The organism is Pseudomonas migulae, from assembly GCF_043225285.1.
Lineage (GTDB): Bacteria > Pseudomonadota > Gammaproteobacteria > Pseudomonadales > Pseudomonadaceae > Aquipseudomonas > Aquipseudomonas migulae_C.
The window spans coordinates 4,401,984-4,426,305 of record NZ_CP171224.1; the positions used below are offsets into that span (position 1 = coordinate 4,401,984).

General features: G+C 61.4%; 24 protein-coding genes. 13 read left to right on the forward strand and 11 right to left on the reverse strand.

Features of this window, described 5'->3' with window-relative positions:
* The first annotated feature begins 611 nt into the window (after positions 1-611).
* From recQ to ACF6ZU_RS20170, 4 genes are all read left to right on the forward strand, one after another.
* Positions 612-2,738 (forward strand): DNA helicase RecQ, encoded by a 2,127-nt coding sequence (gene recQ / locus ACF6ZU_RS20155; RefSeq protein WP_392886339.1) that lies wholly within the window; start codon positions 612-614, stop codon positions 2,736-2,738.
* A gap of 129 nt (positions 2,739-2,867) precedes the next feature.
* Positions 2,868-3,302 (forward strand): MarR family transcriptional regulator, encoded by a 435-nt coding sequence (locus tag ACF6ZU_RS20160; protein WP_017337122.1) that lies wholly within the window; start codon positions 2,868-2,870, stop codon positions 3,300-3,302.
* 128 nt (positions 3,303-3,430) lie between these two features.
* Positions 3,431-5,188 (forward strand): FimV/HubP family polar landmark protein, encoded by a 1,758-nt coding sequence (locus ACF6ZU_RS20165; protein WP_392886341.1) that lies wholly within the window; start codon positions 3,431-3,433, stop codon positions 5,186-5,188.
* Positions 5,189-5,233: 45 nt separating this feature from the next.
* Positions 5,234-5,521 carry a SelT/SelW/SelH family protein gene (locus ACF6ZU_RS20170; protein WP_008030428.1) on the forward strand — a complete coding sequence of 96 codons (288 nt, stop codon included), beginning with the start codon at positions 5,234-5,236 and terminating at the stop codon, positions 5,519-5,521.
* Here ACF6ZU_RS20170 and ACF6ZU_RS20175 read toward each other — a convergent pair.
* Both ACF6ZU_RS20175 and ACF6ZU_RS20180 read right to left on the reverse strand, forming a co-directional pair.
* On the reverse strand, positions 5,515-6,408 hold the full coding sequence (locus ACF6ZU_RS20175; protein WP_392886343.1) for a DMT family transporter: 894 nt from the start codon (positions 6,406-6,408) through the stop codon (positions 5,515-5,517). The genes ACF6ZU_RS20170 and ACF6ZU_RS20175 overlap by 7 nt on opposite strands.
* A 92-nt stretch (positions 6,409-6,500) precedes the next feature.
* Complete coding sequence (locus ACF6ZU_RS20180; protein WP_392886345.1) at positions 6,501-7,265, reverse strand: AraC family transcriptional regulator; 765 nt, start codon at positions 7,263-7,265, stop codon at positions 6,501-6,503.
* Between the two features lie 134 nt (positions 7,266-7,399).
* On the opposite strand from ACF6ZU_RS20180, the gene ACF6ZU_RS20185 reads away from it, so the two are divergent.
* Positions 7,400-8,215 (forward strand): UDP-2,3-diacylglucosamine diphosphatase, encoded by an 816-nt coding sequence (locus ACF6ZU_RS20185; protein ID WP_392886347.1) that lies wholly within the window; start codon positions 7,400-7,402, stop codon positions 8,213-8,215.
* A gap of 119 nt (positions 8,216-8,334) precedes the next feature.
* On the opposite strand, the gene ACF6ZU_RS20190 is transcribed toward ACF6ZU_RS20185, so the two are convergent.
* Together ACF6ZU_RS20190 and ACF6ZU_RS20195 are read right to left on the reverse strand one after the other, a co-directional pair.
* Positions 8,335-8,925, reverse strand: coding sequence for an HD domain-containing protein (locus ACF6ZU_RS20190; protein WP_392886349.1), 591 nt, complete (start codon positions 8,923-8,925; stop codon positions 8,335-8,337).
* A 98-nt stretch (positions 8,926-9,023) separates the two neighbouring features.
* Positions 9,024-9,335 carry an Mpo1-like protein gene (locus tag ACF6ZU_RS20195; RefSeq protein ID WP_392886351.1) on the reverse strand — a complete coding sequence of 104 codons (312 nt, stop codon included), beginning with the start codon at positions 9,333-9,335 and terminating at the stop codon, positions 9,024-9,026.
* A 160-nt stretch (positions 9,336-9,495) separates the two neighbouring features.
* Here ACF6ZU_RS20195 and ACF6ZU_RS20200 point away from each other — a divergent pair, with 160 nt between their 5' ends.
* Positions 9,496-10,557 (forward strand): AraC family transcriptional regulator, encoded by a 1,062-nt coding sequence (locus tag ACF6ZU_RS20200; RefSeq protein WP_392886353.1) that lies wholly within the window; start codon positions 9,496-9,498, stop codon positions 10,555-10,557.
* On the opposite strand, the gene ACF6ZU_RS20205 is transcribed toward ACF6ZU_RS20200, so the two are convergent.
* Positions 10,514-11,968, reverse strand: a complete 1,455-nt coding sequence (locus tag ACF6ZU_RS20205) for a TrkH family potassium uptake protein (protein WP_392886355.1) — start codon at positions 11,966-11,968, stop codon at positions 10,514-10,516. The genes ACF6ZU_RS20200 and ACF6ZU_RS20205 overlap by 44 nt on opposite strands.
* A 121-nt stretch (positions 11,969-12,089) precedes the next feature.
* Between ACF6ZU_RS20205 and ACF6ZU_RS20210 the strand changes: the two genes are divergently transcribed.
* Complete coding sequence (locus ACF6ZU_RS20210; protein WP_392886357.1) at positions 12,090-12,656, forward strand: NAD(P)H nitroreductase; 567 nt, start codon at positions 12,090-12,092, stop codon at positions 12,654-12,656.
* 109 nt (positions 12,657-12,765) lie between these two features.
* Here the strand turns inward: ACF6ZU_RS20210 and ACF6ZU_RS20215 are convergent, their stop codons facing one another.
* The 6 genes from ACF6ZU_RS20215 to ACF6ZU_RS20240 form a co-directional block, all read right to left on the reverse strand.
* Positions 12,766-14,106: an ATP-binding protein gene (locus ACF6ZU_RS20215; protein WP_392886359.1), complete on the reverse strand. Its 1,341-nt coding sequence runs from the start codon at positions 14,104-14,106 to the stop codon at positions 12,766-12,768.
* Positions 14,107-14,284: 178 nt separating this feature from the next.
* Positions 14,285-14,734 (reverse strand): Spy/CpxP family protein refolding chaperone, encoded by a 450-nt coding sequence (locus ACF6ZU_RS20220; protein WP_392886361.1) that lies wholly within the window; start codon positions 14,732-14,734, stop codon positions 14,285-14,287.
* A 294-nt stretch (positions 14,735-15,028) separates the two neighbouring features.
* The gene (locus ACF6ZU_RS20225) at positions 15,029-15,706 is read right to left on the reverse strand and encodes a response regulator transcription factor (protein WP_392886363.1); all 678 of its coding nucleotides are present in this window, start codon (positions 15,704-15,706) and stop codon (positions 15,029-15,031) included.
* Positions 15,707-15,713: 7 nt separating this feature from the next.
* Positions 15,714-16,112, reverse strand: coding sequence for a translation initiation factor 2 (locus ACF6ZU_RS20230; protein WP_392886366.1), 399 nt, complete (start codon positions 16,110-16,112; stop codon positions 15,714-15,716).
* Between the two features lie 109 nt (positions 16,113-16,221).
* Positions 16,222-16,521 carry a YciI family protein gene (locus ACF6ZU_RS20235; protein WP_084320523.1) on the reverse strand — a complete coding sequence of 100 codons (300 nt, stop codon included), beginning with the start codon at positions 16,519-16,521 and terminating at the stop codon, positions 16,222-16,224.
* A gap of 1 nt (position 16,522) precedes the next feature.
* Complete coding sequence (locus tag ACF6ZU_RS20240; RefSeq protein ID WP_392886368.1) at positions 16,523-17,119, reverse strand: septation protein A; 597 nt, start codon at positions 17,117-17,119, stop codon at positions 16,523-16,525.
* 87 nt (positions 17,120-17,206) lie between these two features.
* On the opposite strand from ACF6ZU_RS20240, the gene ACF6ZU_RS20245 reads away from it, so the two are divergent.
* From ACF6ZU_RS20245 to ACF6ZU_RS20270, 6 genes are all read left to right on the forward strand, one after another.
* Positions 17,207-18,070: a PHP domain-containing protein gene (locus tag ACF6ZU_RS20245; protein ID WP_392886370.1), complete on the forward strand. Its 864-nt coding sequence runs from the start codon at positions 17,207-17,209 to the stop codon at positions 18,068-18,070.
* A 13-nt stretch (positions 18,071-18,083) separates the two neighbouring features.
* Entirely contained in the window at positions 18,084-18,713 is a 630-nt protein-coding gene (locus tag ACF6ZU_RS20250) for an L-threonylcarbamoyladenylate synthase (RefSeq protein WP_392886372.1), read from the forward strand.
* A gap of 123 nt (positions 18,714-18,836) precedes the next feature.
* On the forward strand, positions 18,837-19,535 hold the full coding sequence (locus tag ACF6ZU_RS20255; RefSeq protein WP_392893853.1) for a segregation and condensation protein A: 699 nt from the start codon (positions 18,837-18,839) through the stop codon (positions 19,533-19,535).
* An 11-nt stretch (positions 19,536-19,546) separates the two neighbouring features.
* Positions 19,547-20,527: an SMC-Scp complex subunit ScpB gene (scpB, locus tag ACF6ZU_RS20260; RefSeq protein WP_392886374.1), complete on the forward strand. Its 981-nt coding sequence runs from the start codon at positions 19,547-19,549 to the stop codon at positions 20,525-20,527.
* Positions 20,528-20,844: 317 nt separating this feature from the next.
* On the forward strand, positions 20,845-22,083 hold the full coding sequence (rluB, locus tag ACF6ZU_RS20265) for a 23S rRNA pseudouridine(2605) synthase RluB (protein ID WP_392886375.1): 1,239 nt from the start codon (positions 20,845-20,847) through the stop codon (positions 22,081-22,083).
* Between the two features lie 774 nt (positions 22,084-22,857).
* Positions 22,858-24,273 carry an amino acid permease gene (locus ACF6ZU_RS20270; RefSeq protein WP_392886377.1) on the forward strand — a complete coding sequence of 472 codons (1,416 nt, stop codon included), beginning with the start codon at positions 22,858-22,860 and terminating at the stop codon, positions 24,271-24,273.
* The last annotated feature ends 49 nt before the right edge of the window (positions 24,274-24,322 follow it).

Here is a 24,322-nt window from a genome sequence, read left to right on the forward strand (position 1 = left end):
GACAACCCGCGTCATCGTTGACGTCCATCGCGAGCAGGCTCGCTCCCACAGGGGGAACGCGGTCGAACAGAGAGCCAGGTCGGCTATCAGGCCGCCTCGACGGCTGTGGCGGTGGTCGCCCCCTCGAGAGGCCGAGTGGAGGTTCTGCGCAGTGGGCAACCCGGCATGGATGCCGGGTTAGCCGCCCCCGGCCATGGATGGCCGATGGCGGCGGGCCCACGGAGCAGGACCGGAGCGAGGGAATGCCGAGCCTAGGCGAGGCACCGAACGACAGGGGCAAAAGCGCTTGGTTACTTGGCGCTTTTCCAAGTAACTCGCCGTAAGGGCGAAACCAATATCAGCCATCACCACAACAATGGATATGTACCCAACCCAACCCCCTGATCACTGTGCAACATGAAGTCTCCAAAAAGCCGTCGCCTTGCGTTCCTCTTCTCAGCGGCGCCCTTTGCAAGGAAGCCCTCGGGTATACTCCCGCGTTTTGTGATGCCCTGCTGGCGTCGCGGCTGAAATGTGAAGCGTCATGCAACGCGCACTTACGATTAGTCGGTGCAGCCTTGCGGATCCTGAACCAGCCTTGCAGGGATGTTTCGGTGATTTTTGGAGTTTTTATGCTCGAACAGGCTCAACGCGTCCTCAAGGACATCTTCGGCTACGACAGTTTCCGTGGTCGCCAGGGTGCAATCATTGAGCGCGTGGCCAGCGGCGGTGACGCCCTGGTGCTGATGCCTACCGGTGGCGGCAAATCCTTGTGCTTCCAGGTGCCGGCGCTGCTGCGCAACGGCCTGGCGGTGGTGGTGTCGCCGCTGATCGCGCTGATGGACGATCAAGTGGCGACACTCGAAGAACTGGGCGTCGCCGCCGCCGCATTGAACTCCACGCTGAGCGCCGAGCAGCAACGCGACCTGGCCGCGCGGATCAAGCGCGGTGAAGTGAAAATGCTCTACCTGGCGCCCGAGCGTCTGGTCCAGCCGCGCATGCTGGCCTTCCTGCAAAGCCTGGAAATTGCCCTTTTCGCCATCGACGAAGCGCATTGCGTATCGCAATGGGGCCACGACTTTCGCCGCGAATACCTGCAACTGGGACAGTTGGCGGAATTGTTTCCCAATGTCCCGCGCATCGCCCTCACCGCGACCGCCGACAAGCGCACCCGGGAAGAAATCGTCGATCGCCTGCACCTCCAGGACGCCGAGCGCTTCCTGTCGAGTTTCGACCGGCCGAATATTTTCTATCGCATCGTGCCCAAGGAGCAGCCGCGCAAGCAGTTGCTGGCGTTCCTTGCCGAGCGGCGCAGCGATGCCGGCATCGTCTACTGCCTGTCGCGCAAAAAGGTCGATGAGGTTGCGGTGTTCCTCAGCGAGCAGGGCTTCCCGGCGCTGCCGTACCACGCCGGCCTGCCCAACGAAACACGCGCGCTGCACCAGAAGCGCTTCCTCAACGAGGAAGGCCTGATCATGGTCGCCACCGTGGCGTTCGGCATGGGCATCGACAAACCTAACGTACGCTTCGTTGCCCACCTCGATCTGCCGAAATCCCTTGAGGCTTATTACCAGGAAACCGGTCGCGGCGGTCGTGACGGCCTGCCGGCAGATGCCTGGATGGCCTACGGCCTGCAAGACGTGGTGATGCTCAAGCAAATGCTGCAGAACTCCGAAGGCGACGAGCGCCACAAGCGTCTGGAACATCATAAGCTCGACGCCATGCTCTCGCTCTGCGAAGAAACCCGCTGCCGTCGTCAAACCCTGCTGGCCTACTTCGACGAAGACATGCCCGAGCCGTGCGGCCACTGCGACAACTGCGTCGACGGCGTGCAGACCTGGGACGCCACCGAACCGGCGCGCCAGGCGCTCTCGGCGATCTACCGCACCGGCCAGCGCTACGGCGTCGGCCATCTGGTGGACGTGTTGCTGGGCAAGGACAACGAAAAAATCCGCAGCTTTGGCCATCAACATCTGTCGGTTTACGGCGTGGGCAAGGCGATGGGGGAGAGCGAATGGCGCTCCCTGTTCCGCCAGTTGGTGGCGCGCGGCCTGGCCGACATCGACCTGGAGGGCTACGGCGGCCTGCGTCTGAGCGACACCTGCCGACCGCTGCTCAAGGGCGAAGTGACCCTGGAGCTGCGTCGCGACCTCAAGCCGCAGACCACGGCGAAAAGCAGCAAGAGTCAGGCGAGCCAACTGGTGCGTGGCGAAGAGCGCGAACAGTGGGAAGCGTTGCGTGCCTTGCGGCGCAAACTGGCCGAAGAGCACGGTGTGCCGCCTTACGTCATCTTCCCCGACTCGACACTGCTGGAAATGCTCCGCAGCCAGCCGACCTCGCTGTCGGAAATGGCCACGGTCAGCGGTGTCGGCGCGCGCAAGCTGGAGCGTTACGGCGAGGCGTTCCTCGAAGTGCTCGGCGGTCAGGTCGAAGCGCCGAAAGTGGTGGCCGATGTGCGTCACGAGCTGATCACCCTCGCTCGGGCGGGCATGACACCGTTGCAGATCGCCGGTCAGTTGCAGTGTTCGGAAAAGAACGTCTACACGATGCTCGCCGAAGCCATTGGCAAGCAGCAGTTGTCGCTGGAACAGGCCCTGGACCTGCCTGAAGACTTGATGGGTGAAGTGCAGGATGCGTTCCTCGACGGCGAGGGCGAGTTGCCGCCAGTGGCGGAGATTGCCGAGCTGTTCGCCGGTCGCGTGCCGGAGGGCGTTCTGTATTGCGTACGGGCTGCGCTGCAGTCGGAATTCGAGATGTGATGCTCAAATCCTGAACACGTTCTATTGATGTAACGATTCAGTACAGAGCAAACCTTGCCTCAAACCGAGGGTCATGCTTAGCTGACTAATAATTAGTTTTATCTATTTCAGTCTAACCATGAGTGTTTTATGCCGTTAACCGATCAACACCGCTTTGGCATGCAACTGGCCCAGATGTCGCGCGGCTGGCGTGCCGAACTGGACCGCCGCCTGGCTGGCCTGGGTTTGTCCCAGGCGCGCTGGCTGGTGCTGCTGCACCTGGCGCGTTTCGAAGAAGCGCCGACCCAACGAGAACTGGCGCAAAGCGTCGGCGTCGAAGGGCCGACCCTGGCACGCCTGCTCGACAGCCTGGAAAGTCAGGGCCTCGTCCAGCGGCAGGCGGTGGTGGAAGACCGCCGGGCGAAAAAAATCCTCCTCTGTGCTCCGGCCCGTCCCCTGATCGAACAAATCGAAACCATTGCCACGCAACTGCGCCACGAATTGTTCGAGGGCGTCGACGAGGCGGATCTGAAAGTCTGCATGCGGGTTCACGGGCACATCCTGGCCAACCTGGAAAAATCTTGAGGCATAACCAGGTGTAAGCTTTTTGAGATACCCCGTTGGGCAGACTATAAAGAACTACTAGGCAATATCGTGTTCGTACCGGATGTGCGAACGCGCACCGGCTGGTTCTGGTTATCTAAGGGATGCTCATGCTTGAGAGTTGGCACGTAGTACTGCGGTGTTGCGCCAGGTTGCTTCTGGTCGGCGGGGTTGTCACTTACTCGGCAATGGCGCCCGCGCTGGGCCTGGGGGAAATCACCCTGCATTCGGCGTTGAATCAGCCATTGCGTGCCGATATTGCCCTGGAGGATGCGGCGGGTCTCGAAGAGGGTGATCTGTCGGTCAGCCTGGCCACGGCGGACGAGTTCAGTCGTGCCGGTGTCGAGCGGGTGTTCTTTCTCAATGACCTGAAGTTCACACCGATCCTCAAGGGCAACCGCAGCCTGATCCGCGTCAGCTCCAACAAAGTCGTCAATGAACCCTTCCTGAATTTTCTGGTGCAGCTCAATCAGCCCAACGGGCGCGTGCTGCGCGAGTACACCGTGCTGATCGATCCGCCGGGTTCACCGGGCATCGTACCGGTTGCCGACGAACCGCCCGCCAGTTCCCCGAACTCACCGTTCCCGAGCGTCAAACCTGCCGCTGCACCGGCGCCCGTCGCGAAAAAACCAGCCCCGAAAGTAGAACCCGTCGCTGCACCGGTCATCGATCCTTCCGCCGAGCAACTGGCGGCCAGTGTGCTGCAAAACCAGCAACTGCAAAAAACCGTCGATGAGCTGAACACGAAGCTTCAGGGCCAGGACGAGCAGATTGCCGCCCAGAAAAAACAGATCACCGAACTGGAAACCCGCTTGGCGGAGCTTCAGCAAGCACCCCCGGCGATCGTGGAAGCTGCAACGCCAGCACCTGTCGCCGCACCCGAACCCGAGACATTCAATTGGCCTCTGATCATAGGATTGGTCGTGCTGGTGGCCTTGTTGTTGCTGGCCCTGTTTGTTCGCCGTCAACGCCAGCAGATTCAGGTGATACCTGAAAACTCACCTGCTCAGCCATCGCGGCATGAGCCAGTGCTTGCTCCGGCTGTCGAACCAGCGGTAAGGACGTCGCAGCCGAAACCGGCGCCCGACCATCATGACGAGACACCCACAGGCGACGTGCTTGAAGGCGTGGGCATCTACCTGGCGTATGGCCGCTTCGCCGAAGCCGCGGGCCTGTTGCGCGATGCCTTGGCCAAGGAACCGCAGCGTACGGACCTGGCCGTGCAATTGCTGGAAGTCCTCGGCAAGCAGGGCGACACATCGGCCTATGACGCGCAGGAAACCCGCTTGCGGGAGGCCGGGTTCGATTCGCAGCAACTGCAGGACATGCGCGCCCGTTATCCGAAATTGAACACCGTGGTGCCAGTGGCTGCCGCCCCCGTGATCACCGCTCCAACGGTTACCGCACAGCCGCCCGCTGACGACTTTCAGTTGAACCTGGATGACCTGTCGATGGCGTCGAGCTGGGATCTGATCAGCCCCTTCGAAAATACCAAACCTGCGGAAAAACCAGTGAAGGCTGTGGAACCTGCCTTCACTTCGAACCTGCACGTGCTGCCTGATGTGTTCGAGATGCCGGAGGAGCCGACGCTGGACGAGCCTGAACTGGAATGGATCGCCGAGCCTGATTCGCAGTCTCTGGACGACGACTTTCTCAACGAATTCGCTGATGCCGGCCACTCACTGGAGCTCGAACCCCTGAGCCTGGAACCCGTGCTGCCGAGCCACGCCGGCAAACTGGAGCAAGCCCAGAACTGCATCGATGACGGCGATCTGGACAGCGCCATCGAGCTGCTCAATGAGTTGCTCGAGGAAGGCGATGAACCCCTCAAGCAGACAGCGCGCACGTTGTTGGCCGGTATCCGCTGAAGCCTTATCATGGCGGCGCCCACTGGCTCAGGAGTTTCGCCCGTCATGACCGCGCATAAACCGGAAATCGTCATCACCTACTGCACGCAATGCCAATGGTTGTTGCGTGCAGCCTGGCTGGCGCAAGAACTGCTCAGTACCTTTGGCGACGATTTGGGCAAGGTGTCACTGGTGCCCGGCACAGGTGGCGTGTTTCACATTTTCTGCAACGACGTCCAGATCTGGGAGCGCAAGGCGGACGGCGGTTTCCCGGAGGCCAAGGTGCTCAAGCAGCGAGTCCGCGACCAGATCGATCCGGACCGCGACCTCGGGCACAACGACCGTACTCAGTGAGACGCGGCTTCGGCGGCCACGGTTTTCTTGCTTGAGCCGCCCGAGAGCCGGCTGGACACCACAATCGCCACGATGATCAAGGCACCGCCGATCAACATGCGCAGCGTCGGGTTCTCATCGAACAGCAGCCACGCCACCGTGATGCCGTAGACCGGCTCCAGGGCGAACACCACGGCGGCGGTTCGCGCCTTGATCACCGCGAGGCTGGCGACGAACAGGCTGTGAGCGACGCCGGTGCAGAACACCCCGAGCAGTCCGATCCACAGCCAGTCGATGGCGCGGACTTCGCTCAACTGCGGCGCTGCCACCGGCAGCAGGCACAACGCAACCACCACGTTCTGGCACAGCGCCGCCTGTACCGGCGGTATTCTTCCGGAGCTGGCGCGGTTGGTCAGGGACAACAGGGCGAACAGCAAGCCGGAACCCACCGCCCACAGCAGGCCGGTGGTGGCGCCGCTGGCCAGGTCGAAATCCGGCGTGACCAGCACCAGGCCGACGCTCACCAGCACCACCAGCAGAATCTCGTTGGCGCGAATCCGCTCACGAAAAATCAGGCCTTCGAGGATCACGGTAAAGGCCGGGAAACTGGCAAAACCCAGGGTCGCAATGGCGACGCCCGCGACTTTCACTGCAATGAAAAAACTCACCCAGTGCCCAGCCAGCAGCAGACCGCTGAGCAGCAGGCGACGCCAGTCCACGGCCTGCAGTTTCTGCCAGCGCGTCTGGCTGGCGAATCGTGCGAACACGGCCAGGGCCAGCACGGCAAAGGCGGCACGACCGAAAACGATGACGGCGGGGGAGGTGGCGGCGAGTTTGCCGAACACGCCGGTCAGGCCAAACATCAGTGCGCCGATATGCAAGGCGCCGAGGGCGGTACGGGGAGTCATTGCGATCCTTGATGAAAAATGCGCCAGGTCAGAGACGAACGCAGGCTTGGTTCCATTTAATCGCGCCGTCGCCCTTTATGTCTGTCGGCAGACTATTGCGATTTGTCGCCAGCCTCGCGCCGCAATTTTCCGGGCGAGACCCCAAACTCGCGAAGCACCGCCGCTGAAAACGCGCTTTGCGAGCTGTAGCCAACGCGGCTGGCAATCTCGCCCATGGGCAGGGCTGAATCCCGTAACAGGCTCACGGCCATGTGCAAGCGGCGACTGCGAATGTAGTCCATCGGCGTCTGTCCGCATTCAGCGACAAACCGTGCATGCAGGCGAGCGCTGGAAAGGCCGGCGATGCGCGCCAGATCGGCGACTTGCAGCGGATAGGCCGCATATTGATCGATGTGGGCGTTCAACGCGGCGTAGGGCAGGCGCTTGCCGCCGGTCACGTCGGGCCTCGCGTTATTGAGGCTGGCCAGCAACAGCACCGCGCCTTGCTGCGCAATCACGGGATCGCTGACCGGACTGCCCGCCAGCCAGCTGACCAACTGGCTTTGCCCGGCATCCAGCGGCAGGCGCCCGGCGGTGTCGAGCAGGCGACGGCTGGCATCGGCGTGTTCGCCAAGGGACTGGGCAATCCACTGATCGCTCGGCACATCGAGCACCAGGCAGCGGCTGCCATTGGCGCTGCCGCAGGCGTGATGGAAACCGGACGGGACCACCACGAAGCTCTGTTGAACCACCTGGCTGCCACGCCCGTCGACCTCGAAATCCAGCGCGCCCGACAGGCCGAACACCAGTTGCGCGTGGTCGTGGCTGTGGACGATCAGGTCTTCCGTGTATTGGCGAAGCGTGAGGATCGGTCTCATCGCAGGTCTCCCGAATAAGGCCTCAGTCTACACCGAGGTCGTCCGGGCGCGTTGTCACAGGACTGACTTGCGACTGTCATGGGCAATTAACCCGACCGGCGCAAGCTTGCAAAAACTATCGCAGAGGGTTGCCCATGACCAGCGCCGAGCTCGCCAAACCCAGTCGTAAGCAACGTGTGCGGACCTTGTGGATTTCCGATGTGCACCTGGGCACCCGGGATTGCCAGGCCGAGCACTTGTCGCAGTTTCTCAAGGGCTACCACGCGGACAAGATCTACCTGGTCGGCGACATCATCGACGGCTGGAAACTGCGCTGCGGCATGTACTGGCCCCAGGCGCACACCAACGTGATCCGTCGCCTGTTGACCATGAGCAAGCGCGGCACCGAAGTGATCTACGTCACCGGCAATCACGACGAATTCCTCCGTCGTTATTCGAAGCTGATCCTGGGCAACATTCAACTGGTGGACGAGGCGATCCACGTGACCGCCGATGGCCGTCATTTACTGGTGATCCACGGCGACCAGTTCGACGTGATCACCCGCTATCACCGCTGGCTGGCTTTCCTCGGCGACTCGGCCTACGAATTCACCCTGACCCTCAACCGCTGGCTCAACCACTGGCGTGCCCGTTACGGCTACGGTTACTGGTCGCTGTCGGCGTACCTCAAGCACAAGGTGAAAACCGCCGTCAGCTTCATCAGCGACTTCGAAGAAGCCATCGCCCACGAATGCGTCAAACGCGAATTGCACGGCGTGGTCTGCGGGCACATTCACCATGCCGAGATTCGCAAGGTGGGTGAGGTGGATTACCTCAATTGCGGGGATTGGGTGGAATCGTGCACGGCGCTGATCGAGCACTGGGACGGTTCGATTGAGCTGTACCGGCTGGCGGATGCCCAGGCGCGGGAGGCGGAGTTGAAAGCGTTGAAAGTCCCGGAACCGGCATAGAAATGCAGTGCCTGGTCGGGTCCCTTCGCGAGCAGGCTCGCTCCCACATTTGGAATGCATTCCCCCTGTGGGAGCGAGCCTGCTCGCGATGGACCGCGAAGCGGTCCCCTTGACCCGCCTCAGGCCGGCGCGTGTTCCTCCATCGCCGCCTTGTAGATCGAGTTCTTCGGATGCGCAAACAACCGCTCCATCATCGGCTCGAAGAAGCTCAGCGGTAATGTCTCGTAAGCCGGATCAAACGCCGCCGCATCGTATTTGGCGCAGAATTCAATGGTCGCCTGATACTGCGGATGCCCGCTGAATTGCTCGCGCAAGTGCCGATCCATTCCCAGGTGATGGAAGAAGTAGTAGCCCTGAAAAATCCCGTGTTTCTCCACCATCCACAGATTCTCGGCGCTGACGAACGGCTTGAGGATCGCCGCGGCGATGTCCGGGTGGTTGTAGGAACCCAAGGTGTCGCCGATGTCATGCAGCAGCGCGCACACCACATATTCCTCATCGCGACCATCGCGCCAGGCTCGGCTGGCGGTTTGCAGGGAGTGGGTCAGCCGATCCACCGGGAAGCCGCCAAAATCACCCTCCAGTAATTTCAGGTGCGCCACAATCCGTGCCGGCAATTGCCTCGCGTAGGCACTGAAGTCGGCGGCGATGATCGCCCAGTCTTCCTGTGTGCCATCCTGCATGTGGGTGAAACGGGCGTTGGCATTCATCGGCCATCCTCTTGTCTTGTCGAAAGGGATTTTTTCAGTGTAGGACCTGTAACCGTTGGCGCACTGGCCGCGCGGGACGCATCGCTGGCCAATCGGGCCTAGAACGGCACGCGGCCCAGAATCATGTCGCGGTACATGACGAAATCGCCCAGCAGGCTGTAAAGCGGGTGTTGAAAGGTCGCAGGACGGTTCTTTTCAAAGAAGAAATGCCCGACCCAGGCGAAGCTGTAACCCGCCACCGGAAGCGCCAGCAACCCTAGCCAGGCGCCTTTGCCGATGCTCAGGGCCAGAATGAAGATAACCAGCGTCGTGCCGATAAAGTGCAATCGTCGGCAAGTACTGTTGCTGTGCTCGCTGAGGTAGTACGGGTAAAACTCAGCGAAGCTGTTGAAACGTTTGATGTTTTCCACGACTGCGATCTCTGTGGTTATTGTTCTGACTGCAAGTTGTTCTGCGGGGAGCTTATTTGAGTCTAGAGTGATCATTGGCATCAGCCAGTGACAATGGGCGCCACTTTAGTATCCTTCGGAAATTGGCCGTGGTATGCGGCTCACCAAGTAAGTAAACGCCATGAGCGAACGAACGACTTCTGCAAGCTGGGCGATGGGGATTGTCAAAGCACTGGAGATGGACGGCCTGGATTGCCGGGTACTGTTCAAGCAGCTGGGGCTCGACTACGCGTCACTGGATGATCCGGATGCGCGCTTCCCGCAAGATTCCATGACACGACTGTGGCAGCGCGCCGTCGAGCTGTCCGGCAACCCGGCGATCGGGCTGAACATGGGCAAGGTGGTGCGACCGGCATCCTTCCATGTGGCCGGCTATGCCTTGATGTCCAGCCAGACCCTGGCCGAGGGCTTTCAGCGGTTGGTGCGCTACCAGCGGATCATTGCCGAAAGCGCCGACCTGAGTTTCCGCCTGCTGGACGAGGGTTATGCGCTGATCCTGACCGTCCACGGCGACCACCTGCCGCCGACCCGGCAAAGTGCCGAAGCCTCGCTGGCCTGTGCGCTGGCGCTGTGTGGCTGGTTGACCGGGCGCACCCTGCAACCGCGCAAGGTGCTGGTGCAGGGTGAACAACCCGCCGATCTCGAACCCTATAAACAAGCCTTCCACGCGCCGCTGGTGTTCAACGCGCCCTACGACGCGTTGATCTTCGAACGTGCTGACATGGAAGCGCCGCTGCCGACCGCCAACGAAGCCATGGCGCTGCTGCATGACCGCTTTGCCGGGGAATACCTGGCGCGCTTTTCCGAGAGCCGCGTGACCCACAAGGCGCGTCAGGTGCTGTGCCGCTTGCTGCCCCAGGGCGAACCCAAGCGCGACACCGTGGCGCAGACGCTGCACCTGTCACAACGGACATTGCAGCGGCGCTTGCAGGAGGAGGGCACGAGTTTTCAGACGCTGCTCGACGATACCCGGCGCGAACTCGCTGAACAGTATCTGGCGCAACCGAGCATGACCTTGCTGGAAATTGCCTACCTGCTGGGGTTCGCCGATCCGAGCAATTTCTTCCGCGCCTTCCGCCGCTGGTTCGACGCCACCCCTGGCGAGTACCGGGTGCGGCTGATGGAAGCGCCGAACCAGGTCAGTGACGCCAGAACGCCGGAATACACAGAACAAACACCGTAATGATTTCCAGTCGGCCGAGCAGCATGCCGAACGAGAGGATCCACTTGGCGGCGTCCGGCAGGCTGGCGAAGTTGCCCGCCGGGCCAATGGTTTCGCCCAGGCCCGGGCCGACACCGGATACGGTGCTGGCGGCGCCGGTCAGCGCGGTCATCCAGTCGACACCGAGCAGCGACAGGAGCAGGGCGATCACGCAGATGGTGATGGCGAAGAAGAACGAAAAGGTCAGGATCGAACGCACGATCTCTTCGTCGAGGCGGTGGCCGTTGTACTTCTGCTTGATCACCGCGCGCGGGTGAATCAGCTGGTTAAGGTTGGCCTTGAGCAGGATGTAGGCGACCTGGAAACGGAAAATCTTGATCCCGCCCGCCGTCGACCCCGAACAGCCGCCGACGAACCCCAGGTAGAAGAACAGCATCAGCGAGAAATTACCCCAGAGGCTGTAGTCCCCCAGTGCGAAACCTGTGGTCGTGACCACGGACGTCACGTTGAGCGCCACATGCCGCAGCGCGTCCAGCCAATGCAGCTGGGTCGTCCACCAGTACCAGGTGCCGAGCACCAGCCACGTCACCAGCAACATGCCGATCAAGCCTTGCACCTGCTGGTCCTTGATCAGCGCCTTGCGGTTGCCGCGCAACGTCGCCACGTACAGGGTGAACGGCAGGCTGCCGAGAATCATGATGACGATCGCCACCCAGTGCACCGCCGGTTGCGTCCACTTGGCCAGGGACTGGTCGGACGTGGAGAAGCCACCGGTGGAGATCGCTGACATCGCGTGGTTGATCGCATCGAACGGGCTCATCCCGGCCCACCAGAACGCCAGGCTGCCGAGAATGGTGATGCCGACGTAGGCCGCCACGATCAGGCGCGCCACCATGTGCGAACGGGGCATGACTTTTTCGGAACGGTCCGAGGACTCGGTCTGGAACAACCGCATGCCACCGATGCGCAGCAGCGGCAGAATCGCGACCGCCATGCCGATGAAGCCGATGCCGCCGATCCAGTGCAACAGCGAGCGCCACATCAGGATGCCGGGCGACATGTCATCCAGATGATTGAGCACGGTGGAGCCGGTGGCGGTGATGCCGGACATGCTTTCAAAAAATGAATCGGTGTAGCTGATGTGCTGGGTCAGCAGGAACGGCAGCGCCGCGAAGATGCACACCACCAGCCAGCTGCTGACGGTCAGCAGGTACATGTCCCGCGGACGCAGGTGCACGTGTTCGGGGCGACCGGGAATCACCAGCGCCAGGCCGGCGAGGAAGGTGATCATGCTGGCCCAGAGAAACGAGGGCAGGTCGCCGGTGCGCTCGAAAATCACCAGCGTGGCCATGGGCACGACCATGGCGATGGCCAGCGTGATCAGGAAGAGGCCGATGATGAAACCAATGAGACGTAAAGTCGGCAACGCCATGAAGACCGCTCGGCTGAAAGTGGGAAGGGCGCCATTCTACGCGTGGGGCAGGGCATGTAAACCGGCACCGCCACGGCACTTGCAGCTAGAATAGCCAAACATTTTTTTCAGGAGGTGGCCGATGCAGGCTCTCGACGCTTTGCTCAACCGTGTTTCCGTTCCACGACTGATCGACCCGGCCCCCACCGCCGAGCAGCGCGAAGTGCTGTTCAACGCGGCGATGCGCGCTCCGGACCACGGCCATTTGCAGCCTTGGCGGTTCCTGACAGTCGAAGGCGCGGCGCGTGAGCAGATGGGCGAGTTGCTGGCCGAAGCCGCGAAACTGCAGGACAGCGAGGCTTCCGAAGCCGTGCTGGACAAGGCCCGCAATGGCCCGCTGCGCGCACCGTTGGTGGTCGTGGTGATTGCGCGGGTGCAGGATCACATCAAGTATCCGAAGTCTGAACAACTGCTGGCAGCCGGCTGCGCGGCCCACGGGATTTTGCTGGCGGCGTATGCGCAGGGGATTGGCGCGGTGTGGCGCACGGGTGAGCTGGCCTATTCGGCCCACGTGGCCAAAGGGTTGGGGTTGGCAGAAGGGGAGGAGGTGATTGCTTTCCTGTACCTGGGCACGCCGCTGAAAGAACCGCGTATTGCCGAGAAAGTCGAACTCGCCGAGTTCGTCAGCGCCTGGCCCGGCAAGAACTGACACCACCCATCAAATGTGGGAGCGAGCCTGCTCGCGATAGCGGTGTGTCATTCAAAGTAACTGGGGCTGACACACCGTTATCGCGAGCAGGCTCGCTCCTACAGGGGGATCAGGGTTGGACCAGGGCTCCGGGTATTAGGGGCAATTCCAGACTGGCAATGAACCCGCCCTGCGGATGGTTGGCCAGCACCAGGCTCCCGCCATGCCGTTCCGCCGCCCGACGCGCAATGGCCAATCCCAAGCCATGCCCCGCCGCCGTCTGCCCCGGCGCCCGATAAAACGGCTCACCCAACTGACTCAAATGCTCGGCTTCCACGCCGGGGCCATGGTCGCGCACGCTGACCACAATCCGCTCACCCTGACGCAACGCCAGCATTTCAATCGATTGCCCCGCCGGGTTAAAGCGCTGGGCATTGCGCAGCAGGTTGTCCACGGCGCGCTCGATCATCGTCGGCCAGCCCTTGAGGTTCAGGTACGGTTCGGCGTCGAGGCGAACGGACTGCTCCGGCGAGCCGAGTTGGGCATCCTTTTGCAGCGTGCTGAGCAGCGCATTCAGATCAACTTCTTCCGCGCTGGCATTGTCGGCATCGACTCGCGCCAGCACCAGGATTTCGCTGATCAGCGCTTCGAGCCGATCGCATTCGCGGGTCAGGCGCGGCCAGAGTTTTTCCCGCTCCTCGGGGCTTGCCCGTTCGGCCAGGGCCAGGGCGATGCGCAGCCGGGCGAGGGGGGAACGCAGCTCGTGGGACACGTCGCGCAGCAGTTGCCGCTGACTGCCGATCAGGCTTTGCAGGCGCGAGCCCATGCGGTTGAAGTCGTTGGCCAGCACGCCGAATTCGTCGCGGCGGTTGGCCAGTTTCACCAGGCTGTTCTGTTGATAGGTGGTTTGCCCCAGGTCATGCACCGCGCCGCGCAAACGGCTGAGTGGGCGGGTGATGGACAGGGTCACGAACAGGCTGAACAGGGTTAGCACCACCAGCGCGATGCCCAGCGCACTCAGCGGCCAGAGCAGGCTTTCGCGGTGCCAGGCGTCCAGCTCCGGGTGTGGAATGCGGTAGATCAGCAGGTAGGTGTCGCCGGTTTTCTCACTGGTGTATTCGGCGGTCAGGCGACGCCATGGCAGGCGGCGATCATCGTTGTTCTGTCGCGCTTCGAACGCTGCCGCCCGGCGCGGGAAGGTGCCACGAACGACCGGGTCGCCGCTTTCGTTGAGCACCTGGACGTCGATGTGATACTGGCGTTTGCGCTGTTCGAGAATGTCCTGCGCGGCTTCTTCGCCTTGGGCTTCGTAGGTTTGCGTCCATTCCTCGGGCAAGGTGTTGAGGCCCGGGTGGCGGCTGAGAATCCAGGCGTCCTGGTTGAGCATGTGCCCCAGCAGGATGGAGAGCCCTGCAACCAGAGCGATGGCCAGCCAGAAGCTGGCCAGGATACGCCAGAACAATGAGCGCACAGAAAATCCTCAAACAATCACAAATCCGAATGTGGGAGCGAGCCTGCTCGCGATAGCGGAGTGTCAGTCAATAAATGCTTTTCCTGACACTCCGCTATCGCGAGCAGGCTCGCTCCCACATTGAACCAAGTGGCAAAAGACCCAACGGTATTCAGCCGTTGGGTCCGGGGTCAGCGCATTATTGCGCTTTTTGCGGTTGCTGCGCTTTCCAGGCCTTGAATTCAGCCCATTCGGCACGACGCTCAGCCTGTTTTTTCTGGATCTCGTCGAATTGCTTCTGTTGATCCGGTTTCAGCAAGGCACGTACATCGGCCTCGGCTTTCTTGTGGTTGGCCGCCATTTCATCTTTCATGGCTTTCTGGTCGGCTGGCGAGAGTTTTTCCAGGTACTTGTCGACCACTTGCTTACGCTCGTGCATCTGCTCGCCCATGATCTTGCGGATCTGCTCGCGCTGTTCGCGGCTCAGGTCCAGTTGGCTGTATGGGCCTTTACCGTGCATGCCGTGCATCTGACCGCCGTGGCGCGGGCCGTCCATCGGACCACCCATCGGGCCGGCACCTTCAGGCATGGCCATGGCAACGGTCGGCAGGGCGGCAGCGAACATCAGAGCGATAAGAGTCTTGCGCATGGTGAATCTCCTTGTCTCGTTCCCGGTACGTTCCGGATGAGTACAGATTACGGAGATCAAGGTCAGCGGCGGTCAGCGGAGCGTAAAGCTTGGGTAAAGACGGTTTTGTATTTACCTGACACAACACGAAACCTGTAGGAGCCGGCTTGCCGGCGATTCAGGCGACGCGGTGTGTCAGGTAAGCCGCTATCGCCGGCAAGCCGGCTCCTACAAGGTTTTGTATTTCACCTGACACGATATCGAACCTGTAGGAGCCGGCTTGCTGGCGATGCAGGCGACACGGTATGCGGGGATTCAGAGGCTGTAGTAATAGCCGCGGCTACGCAGGGCGACGATGCGCGGCCGGCCATCGGGGTGGGGGCCGATCTTCTTGCGCAGGTTGCTCACGTGCATGTCCAGGCTGCGGTCATACAGGGTGAGCTTGCGGCCAAGGGCGATCTGCGCCAGCTCCTGCTTGTCCAGCGGCTCACCCGGCTGCTTGAGCAAGGCTTCGAGCAAGCGGCTTTCGGAGACGGTGAGGGTGAATTCCTGTTCATCGATGCTGACCACGCCGCGCACCGGGCTGAAACACAGGTCGCCCAGTTCGAGCTGGCTGGACACCGCCGCCGGGTGGCTGCGGCGCAATACCGCACGCAGGCGGGCGGTCAGTTCCCGTGGGTCGCAGGGCTTGGCCAGGTAATCGTCGGCGCCCAGTTCCAGGCCGAGGATGCGGTCCAGCGGCTCACCGCGGGCCGAGAGCATCAGCACCGGCAAGTCCGGGTGATCGTTGCGCAACTGCTTGAGCAGTTCGAGGCCGCTGCCGTCCGGCAGCATCACGTCCAGCACCACGGCGGCCGGAGAGGTTTCAGCCAGCGCGCGGCGAGCGCTCTGGCCATCGTGGCAGGCACGAACCTGAAAGCCTTCCTGGCTCAGCCAACTGACCAGCAGCTCACACAGCTCCTGATCATCATCAATTAGTAACAGCTCGCTCATGACTCACTCAATTTAGCCATTGTCGACGTTTTCGACTTGCACCACTGGCGAAGATACCGCAGAGCAAGGCCAATAGCGCTACTCCCGCGCCGATCACGAACCATTGCTGCTGATCCGTCAGGAAGCGCGGCAGCGAACTGCCGGCCTGGGCTTCCTTGAGTTGCAGTTTCAGGCGCTGGTTCTCCTGGCGCAACCGGCTCAGCTGCGCGCTTTCGCGCTCGGCATCGGCACTTTGCAGTTGTTTGCTCAATTCTTCCCGTTGCTGTTCGCTCACCTTCAAGCGTTGCTGCAACTCGGTGATCTGACCGCCGGCACTCAAGGACAGCGGCGTTGCGCTTTCCTCACCGTGGGCGGGTGCCACGATCGACAATGTCACCAACATCAGACACAACGGACCTTTGCGCATCGGAGCTCCTGATTCCAATCGATTATTGGGCAGGTTGTCGGCAGGCAAACGAGAATAATGAGCGATTGAGAGCGCGATGAACCGGGAAGGTTCATCGCGTGGGGGAGATTTACGGGAGGACTTGCTTGAACGGCTTGACCGAAACGTTGGCGTAGACGCCTGCGGCGATGTACGGGTCAGCGTCGGCCCAGGCCTGGGCGGCACTCAGGGAATCGAATTCGGCGACGATCAGGCTGCCGGTGAAACCCGCGGCGCCCGGATCATTGCTGTCGACCGCCGGGTTTGGGCCGGCCAGTACGATACGACCTTCGCCCTTGAGCACTTGCAGGCGCTCAAGGTGTGCAGGCCGCGCGGCCAGGCGGGCTTCCAGGGAGTTGGCGACGTCTGTGGCAACGATTGCGTAAAGCATGTCAGTCCTCGGTTTTTGGCGTGGTGGTATCGGCGTCGTGCAGGTGACGGGACAGGTAAATGCCCTGGGCGACCAGGAACAGCAGCGTCATGCCCAGGCTGCCGAAGACCTTGAAGTCGACCCAGTACTCCTGGAACGTGAACGCGACGAACAGGTTGGCGGCACCGCAGAACAGGAAGAATGCGATCCAGGCGACGTTCAGTCGGGCCCAGACCTGATCCGGCAGGGTCAGGGCGTGGCCCATGATGCGCTTGATCAGCAGCTGGTCACCGATGAAGTGGCTGCCGATGAACGCCAGGGCAAACAACCAGTTGACCACCGGTGCTTTCCATTTAAGGAAGGTTTCGCTGTGGAACGCCAAGGTCAGGCTGCCGAAGACCAGGCAGGCGATGAGGGTCAGCCACTGGCTCTTTTCCAGCTTGCGCTGCTTGATGAAAAGCGTGCCGTAGACCACCAGGGAGCTGATGATCAGCATCGCGGTGGCGCTGTAGATACCACCTACAGTCAGTTGATGACCGCCAATGTCGACGACCCGTGGATCAATCTTGAAAACGATGAAAAACAGCAGAAGCGGGATGAAATCGATGAATTGTTTCACAGTGGCAGCCAGAAGCAGGATGTGGCGGCATAATAACAAACATATGGGCGCGCGATAGCGCCAGCTGATTTGAGGTTACACATCCCCGTGAATGTCGATTTGCACTGCCATAGCACCGCCTCCGATGGCGCTCTTGCGCCTGCTGTCCTGGTGGCCCGTGCATACGAGAAAGGCGTGCGAGTCCTGGCCTTGACCGATCACGACACCCTCGAAGGGCTCGACGAGGCGCGCAACGCGGCGACTGCGCTGGGGATGCAACTGGTCAATGGTGTCGAGTTGTCCTGCACCTGGGGTGGCGCGACCATCCATGTGCTGGGCTACGGATTTGATGTGAATGCACCGCCGTTGGTCGAGGCGATCGCCCGATTGCACGATGGCCGCTGGTTACGGTCCGAAGAAATAAGCCGCAAGCTGGCATTGAAAGGCATGCCCGGCGCGCTGGAAGGCGCTCGCGCCATCCAGCAGGAACTGGGCGACAGCGGCAACGCGCCGGCCCGTCCGCACTTCGCCGACTGGATGGTGCGCGAAGGTTTCGTCAAGGATCGCGCCGAAGCGTTCCGCAAATGGCTGGGCGCCGGCAAGCTGGGCGACGTCAAGCAACACTGGCCGACCCTGGAAGAAACCGTCGAAACCCTGCGCGCGGCGAAAGCCTGGGTCAGCCTGGCGCATCCCTGGCATTACGATTTCACGCGCAGCAAGCGTCGCCGCCTGATTTCTGACTATATTCAAGCTGGGGGCCACGCTATCGAAGTGGTCAATGGCCATCAGCCCGCCGAGCAGGTGGGTAGCCTGGCGATTCTCGCCCGTGAGTTCGGTCTGCTGGTCAGTGCCGGCAGTGATTTTCATGGCCCTGGAGGCTGGTCCGAGATCGGTGAATACCGCCCGCTCCCGGAGGATCTGCCACCACTGTGGTGTCGATTCAAACATGACCCAATTATTGCCGCCGTCTGAACAGGTAGAGAATGTGAGTCAATTTTTCCAGATTCATCCGGAAAACCCGCAAGCGCGCCTGATCAAGCAGGCTGTCGAGATCATCCGCAAGGGCGGGGTGGTGATTTATCCCACAGACTCTTCCTACGCTATTGGTTGCCAGATCGGCGACAAGGTGGCCGTGGAACGCGTTCGCCGTTTGCGTGGCCTGGACGACAAGCACAACTTCGCGCTGATCTGCAGCGACCTGTCGCAGTTGGGGCTGTTCGCCAAGATCGACACCGGCACCTTCCGCCTGCTCAAGGCGCATTTGCCGGGGCCTTACACCTTCATTCTCAACGCCACCCGTGAAGTCCCGCGGCTGTTGTTGCACCCGAAAAAACGCACCATCGGCCTGCGTGTGCCCAGCCACCCGATTGCCCTGGCGTTGCTGGAAGAACTCGGCGAGCCGCTGATGAGCGTGACGCTGATCCTGCCGGGCGACACCGACCCGCTGAGCGATCCTTACGAAATGCGCCAATTGCTTGAGCATCAAGTGGACCTGATCATCGACGGCGGTTTCGGCGGGATCAAGGCGTCCACCGTGATCAACCTCGCCGACGGCGAGCCGGAAGTGATCCGCGTCGGTTGCGGCGACCCAGCGCCGTTCATGGCCGAGGCGTAGATGTCTGCAGTAGAACCCGTTGTCGACAGTCAGGCCGGAGCCCAGCAAGAGCTGCCGTTCGCCATGGTTTATGGCCAGGCGGTGCTGGAAATGCCCCTGGACCTGTACATCCCGCCGGACGCGCTGGAAGTTTTTCTGGAAGCCTTCGAAGGCCCCCTCGACCTGCTGCTGTACCTGATCCGCAAACAGAACATCAACATCCTCGACATCCCGGTGGCGGAAATCACCCGCCAATACATGGGCTATGTGGAGCTGATGCAGTCGGTGCGCCTGGAACTGGCCGCCGAGTACCTGGTGATGGCGGCGATGCTGGCCGAGATCAAGTCGCGGATGCTGTTGCCTCGCGCCGAAACCATCGAAGACGAAGAAGACGACCCGCGCGCCGAGCTGATCCGCCGCTTGCAGGAGTACGAACGCTTCAAGGCTGCCGCGGAAGGCATCGATGGCCTGAGCCGCGTCGGTCGTGATGTGGTGGTGCCCAAGCTCGACGCCCCGGAGGCACGGGCGCGCAAGCTGCTGCCGGACGTGAGTCTGGAAGAATTGCTGATGTCCATGGCCGAGGTCCTGCGTCGTGGCGACATGTTCGAAAGTCACCAGGTCAGCCGTGAGGCGCTGTCCACCCGCGAGCGCATGAGCGATGTGCTGGAACGGCTCAAGGGCGGCGGTTTCGTGCCGTTCATCGAGCTGTTCACCGCCGAAGAAGGGCGTCTGGGTGTGGTGGTCACTTTTATGGCGATCCTCGAACTGGTCAAGGAATCCTTGGTCGAGCTGGTGCAGAATGAGCCGTTCGCGGCGATCCACGTGCGAGCCCGAGCCGAATAACGAGTTGAATCATGAACCTGACTGAACCCCGCGAGCTGGCGCCACTGCTTGAAGCCTTTCTGTTGGCCTCGGGAAAACCGCAATCGCTTGAACGCCTGTTCGAACTCTTCGAAGAAGGCGAGCGCCCCGAGCCGCCGGTCTTCAAGAAAGCCCTGACGATTCTCGCCAAGTCCTGCGATGGCCGTGCCTTCGAGCTGAAGGAAGTCGCGTCCGGCTACCGCCTTCAGATTCGCGAAAAATTCTCGCCGTGGGTCGGGCGTTTGTGGGAAGAGCGGCCGCAGCGCTATTCCCGCGCCATGCTCGAAACCATGGCGCTGATCGCCTATCGCCAGCCGATCACTCGCGGCGAGATCGAAGACGTTCGGGGCGTGGCGGTCAACAGCCATATCGTCAAAACCCTGCTGGAGCGCGAGTGGATTCGCATCGTCGGCTATCGCGATGTCCCCGGTAAGCCGGCGATGTTTGCCACGACCAAGGCGTTTCTCGATCACTTCAACCTGAAGAATCTTGACGATCTGCCGCCGCTCGCTGAACTGCGCGAGCTGGAGCCCGACCCGGTACTGGATTTCGACGATGTGCCGGTGCCCGCCGGGTTGCAGGAACTGGCGGACGCCAGCGCCGAGCCGGAAGAGCCCAAGGAAGAAACCAGTTTCCATACGTTGTTGCTGGAACTGGACACCATGGAGGAGGGGCTCAAGACCGATTTCGATGACATTTTGCGTGATGGCGAGATAAGCGCGACCGAAGAGACATCGGTGCAATCGGAGCCCCTGGTCGAAGGTGAACTTCCAGTCGAAGCGGAACCCGAACCCGCCGTCGAAGAAGAACAGGAAGATGACGTGCTCGGTGTCGCTGAGGCGCGGGAAAAACTCCTGGCCGCGGTCGCTGCCCTCGACCAGCAGAAACCCGAACCCGAATTGTCCGACGAAGAAGCCGAAGCCCGGGCCCTCGCCGAAGCCATCGAAGCCGAACACCGCGAGTTCGAAGACTGATCCAAATCTCACAGACGATGAGACCCCTGTAGGAGCCGGCTTGCCGGCGATAGCGGAGTTTCAGCCACCAAATATTTCGACTGACCCACCGCGATCGCCGGCAAGCCGGCTCCTACAAAGGTTGTGTGGAATGGCGCCACCGGTCGGCGGAAATCCCGGTAACTCGCCATTCATCAGCTACTCTCTGATGCGCGAACGTTCACATGAGCGTATGATTCGCGACCCTTCGGCGATCCCTTCGCCCAAGTACAAGCTTTCAACGCTTCAGGACGCTCAATTCAGAGCCGCCTGAACAGACCACACCGGGAGGTGCCCAGATGAGTATCAACGACCAGAAAGACGACCAGGAAATCGGCCCAGCAGGCGAAAAACTGCAAAAAGTCCTCGCCCGTATCGGCGTCGGCTCGCGCCGTGACGTGGAAGCCTGGATCAGCCACGGCCGCATCAAGGTCAATGGCAAAGACGCCACCCTCGGGCAGCGCGTCGATATGCACGACGCCATCACCATTGATGGCAAGGTGATCAAGCGCGAAGAAGCCGCCGAGTCGGTACGCCGCGTGATCATGTACAACAAGCCCGACGGTGAAATCTGCACCCGCCTTGATCCGGAAGGCCGCCCGACCGTGTTCGACAAGATGCCGCGTCCGAAAGAAGGTCGCTGGATCAACATCGGCCGTCTGGACATCAACACCACCGGCCTGCTGATGTTCACCACCGACGGTGAACTGGCCAACCGCCTGATGCACCCGTCCTACGAAATGGACCGTGAATACGCGGTACGTGTCCGTGGTGAAGTCGATGACGAGATGATCGAGCGCCTGAAAGCCGGCGTGGTCCTCGAAGACGGCCCGGCCAAGTTCACCGACATCAAGCAGGCACCGGGTGGCGAAGGTTTCAACCACTGGTACCACTGCGTGGTGATGGAAGGTCGTAACCGCGAAGTTCGTCGTCTGTGGGAATCCCAGGGCCTGGTGGTCAGCCGCCTGAAGCGCGTGCGTTTCGGTCCGGTGTTCCTCAACTCCGACCTGCCGATGGGCCGCTGGCGCGAAATGAGCCAGTACGAAGTCGACATTTTGAGTGCTGAAGTAGGCTTGACGCCTGTGGCCATGCCGCAGATGAACGCCAAGAGCAAAGACAAACTCGACCGTATGCAGCGCAAATCGTCGCGTCCGATGGGCAAGACCGAGCGCGTGCGTTCGTTGCGTCCAGCAATCGGTAGCCAGACCGCTGCGACGCCGCGTGACTCCCGTGAGCCGCAAATCGAAGGCGAGCGTCCGTCGCGCAAACCCGCCGCGCCGCGTGCCGATGGCGAGCGTGGTCCACGCACGCCGCGTCCGGCCAACGGTCGCACCGAGCGTGGCGAAGGCCGCGGTGCTCCTGCTGGTCGCGGTACGCCAGTGGCGGATCGCCCGGCGGACACCAAGCGCCCGGCCAAACCGGCACCTAAGCGTCCGGGGATCAAGCTGGTCGAGGGCGACAAGCCATCGGGCAAGCGCCGCGGTGCGCCAGCCGGTTCGGGCCAGCGTCCGGGCTTCGGGCGTCGCAAGCCTGAGTAATCGTTAGCGCCACATGAAAAACGCCAACCTTCGGGTTGGCGTTTTTTTTTTGCCCAGGTTTTGGATTTTGTAGTGTCTGGCCTGGCGCTTTCGCGGGCAAGCCCGCTCCCACAGTGGACCGCATTCTCCCCTTGGAATACGGTCCCATGTGGGAGCGAGACCGGCTTGCCGGCGATTGCGTCATCGGCAACTTCGCGCCCTCTGAATTGGAAACCCACCGTTACGCCCCGTAACGAAATCCTGACGAAGCCCACTGGCCGGCCCCGTGAATTCGTCATCGCCGACACACCGTAAGAAAATACTTACGCCAATAGCCTTCCCTGACACTTTCCAACGCTCTGCCCCGCTTGTTTCAACGACGCCAGAAGGGTGTCATGCGCCCCATGCCTGTCGTGCAGGTGCAAAACAAGAAGGAGGCGCAATGAACGCCCTGACTCATCTCCATCCCTTCCCGTGGCGCAGTGTTTCCAGCGCCCGCGTCCAGGGCCTGCAAAGGTCCGGCTCACGCTTTGCAGCCGCCCGGGCACTTCGGGGCGGACACGTGCAATCCCGGCAACCGACACGCTGATCCAGCGGTGTCTGGCAGCAGGGGGTTAGCGGTGTACAATGCGCCGCGTTTTACCTGTGACCTCCTGCGCAGCTGCGCAAACCTCAAGGCTATCCGCCTTGTTCACTCCGCCACGTCACAAGCGTGCCGGGTTCGATTTCGTCACAGATAAAAACAAACAGGTGACGCATGACCGTTGTAAATACGCTGAACGTGGGACTCTTTTCATGAGTGGGCAAATCTCGCAAACAGGCGAGCTGAAACGCGGCCTGAAGAATCGTCATATTCAACTGATCGCCCTCGGTGGCGCGATTGGTACCGGCCTGTTCCTCGGCTCGGCCGGTGTACTCAAATCCGCTGGCCCGTCGATGATTCTCGGCTACGCCATCTGCGGTTTCATCGCCTTCATGATCATGCGCCAGCTCGGCGAAATGATCGTCGAAGAGCCGGTGGCCGGCTCCTTCAGCCACTTCGCGCACAAGTACTGGGGTGGTTTTGCCGGTTTCCTGTCGGGCTGGAACTGCTGGATCCTGTACATCCTGGTGGGCATGTCGGAGCTGACCGCGGTCGGCAAATACATTCACTACTGGGCGCCGGACATCCCGACCTGGGTCTCGGCCGCCGGCTTCTTCGTGCTGATCAACCTGATCAACCTGGCCAACGTCAAAGTCTTCGGTGAAGCCGAGTTCTGGTTCGCGATCATCAAGGTCGTGGCGATCGTCGGCATGATTGCCCTCGGCAGCTACCTGCTGGTCAGCGGCCATGGCGGCCCGGAAGCTTCGGTGACCAACCTGTGGTCCCACGGTGGTTTCTTCCCGAACGGCGTCAGCGGTCTGGTGATGGCCATGGCAATCATCATGTTCAGCTTCGGTGGCCTGGAAATGCTCGGCTTCACCGCAGCAGAAGCGGACAAACCGAAAACCGTGATCCCGAAGGCGATCAACCAGGTGATCTACCGCATCCTGATTTTCTACATCGGCGCGCTGGTCATCCTGTTGTCGCTGACGCCATGGGACAGCTTGCTGGCGACCCTGAACGCCTCCGGCGATTCCTACAGCGGCAGTCCGTTCGTGCAAGTGTTCTCGATGCTCGGCAGCAACACCGCGGCGCACATCCTTAACTTCGTGGTCCTGACCGCGGCGCTGTCGGTGTACAACAGTGGCACCTATTGCAACAGCCGCATGCTGCTGGGCATGGCCGAGCAGGGCGATGCGCCCAAGGCCCTGGCGAAAATCGACAAGCGCGGCGTGCCGGTGCGTTCGATCCTCGCGTCGGCGGCGGTGACGCTGATTGCGGTGCTGCTGAACTACCTGATCCCGCAAAATGCCCTCGAACTGTTGATGTCACTGGTCGTGGCGACCCTGGTGATCAACTGGGCGATGATCAGCTACTCGCACTTCAAGTTCCGCCAGCACATGAACAAGACCAAACAGACGCCGCTGTTCAAGGCCCTGTGGTACCCGTACGGGAACTACATCTGCCTGGCGTTCGTGGTGTTTATCCTCGGTGTGATGCTGCTGATCCCGGGCATCCAGATCTCGGTGTACGCGATTCCGGTGTGGGTCGCGTTCATGTGGATTTGCTACGGCATCAAGAACAAGCGCAGTGGTCAGCATGCGTTGCAGGCTGCCAGCGCGAAGTAAGCGCAACCTGCAGAAACAACAAACCCGGCCATGTGCCGGGTTTGTTGTT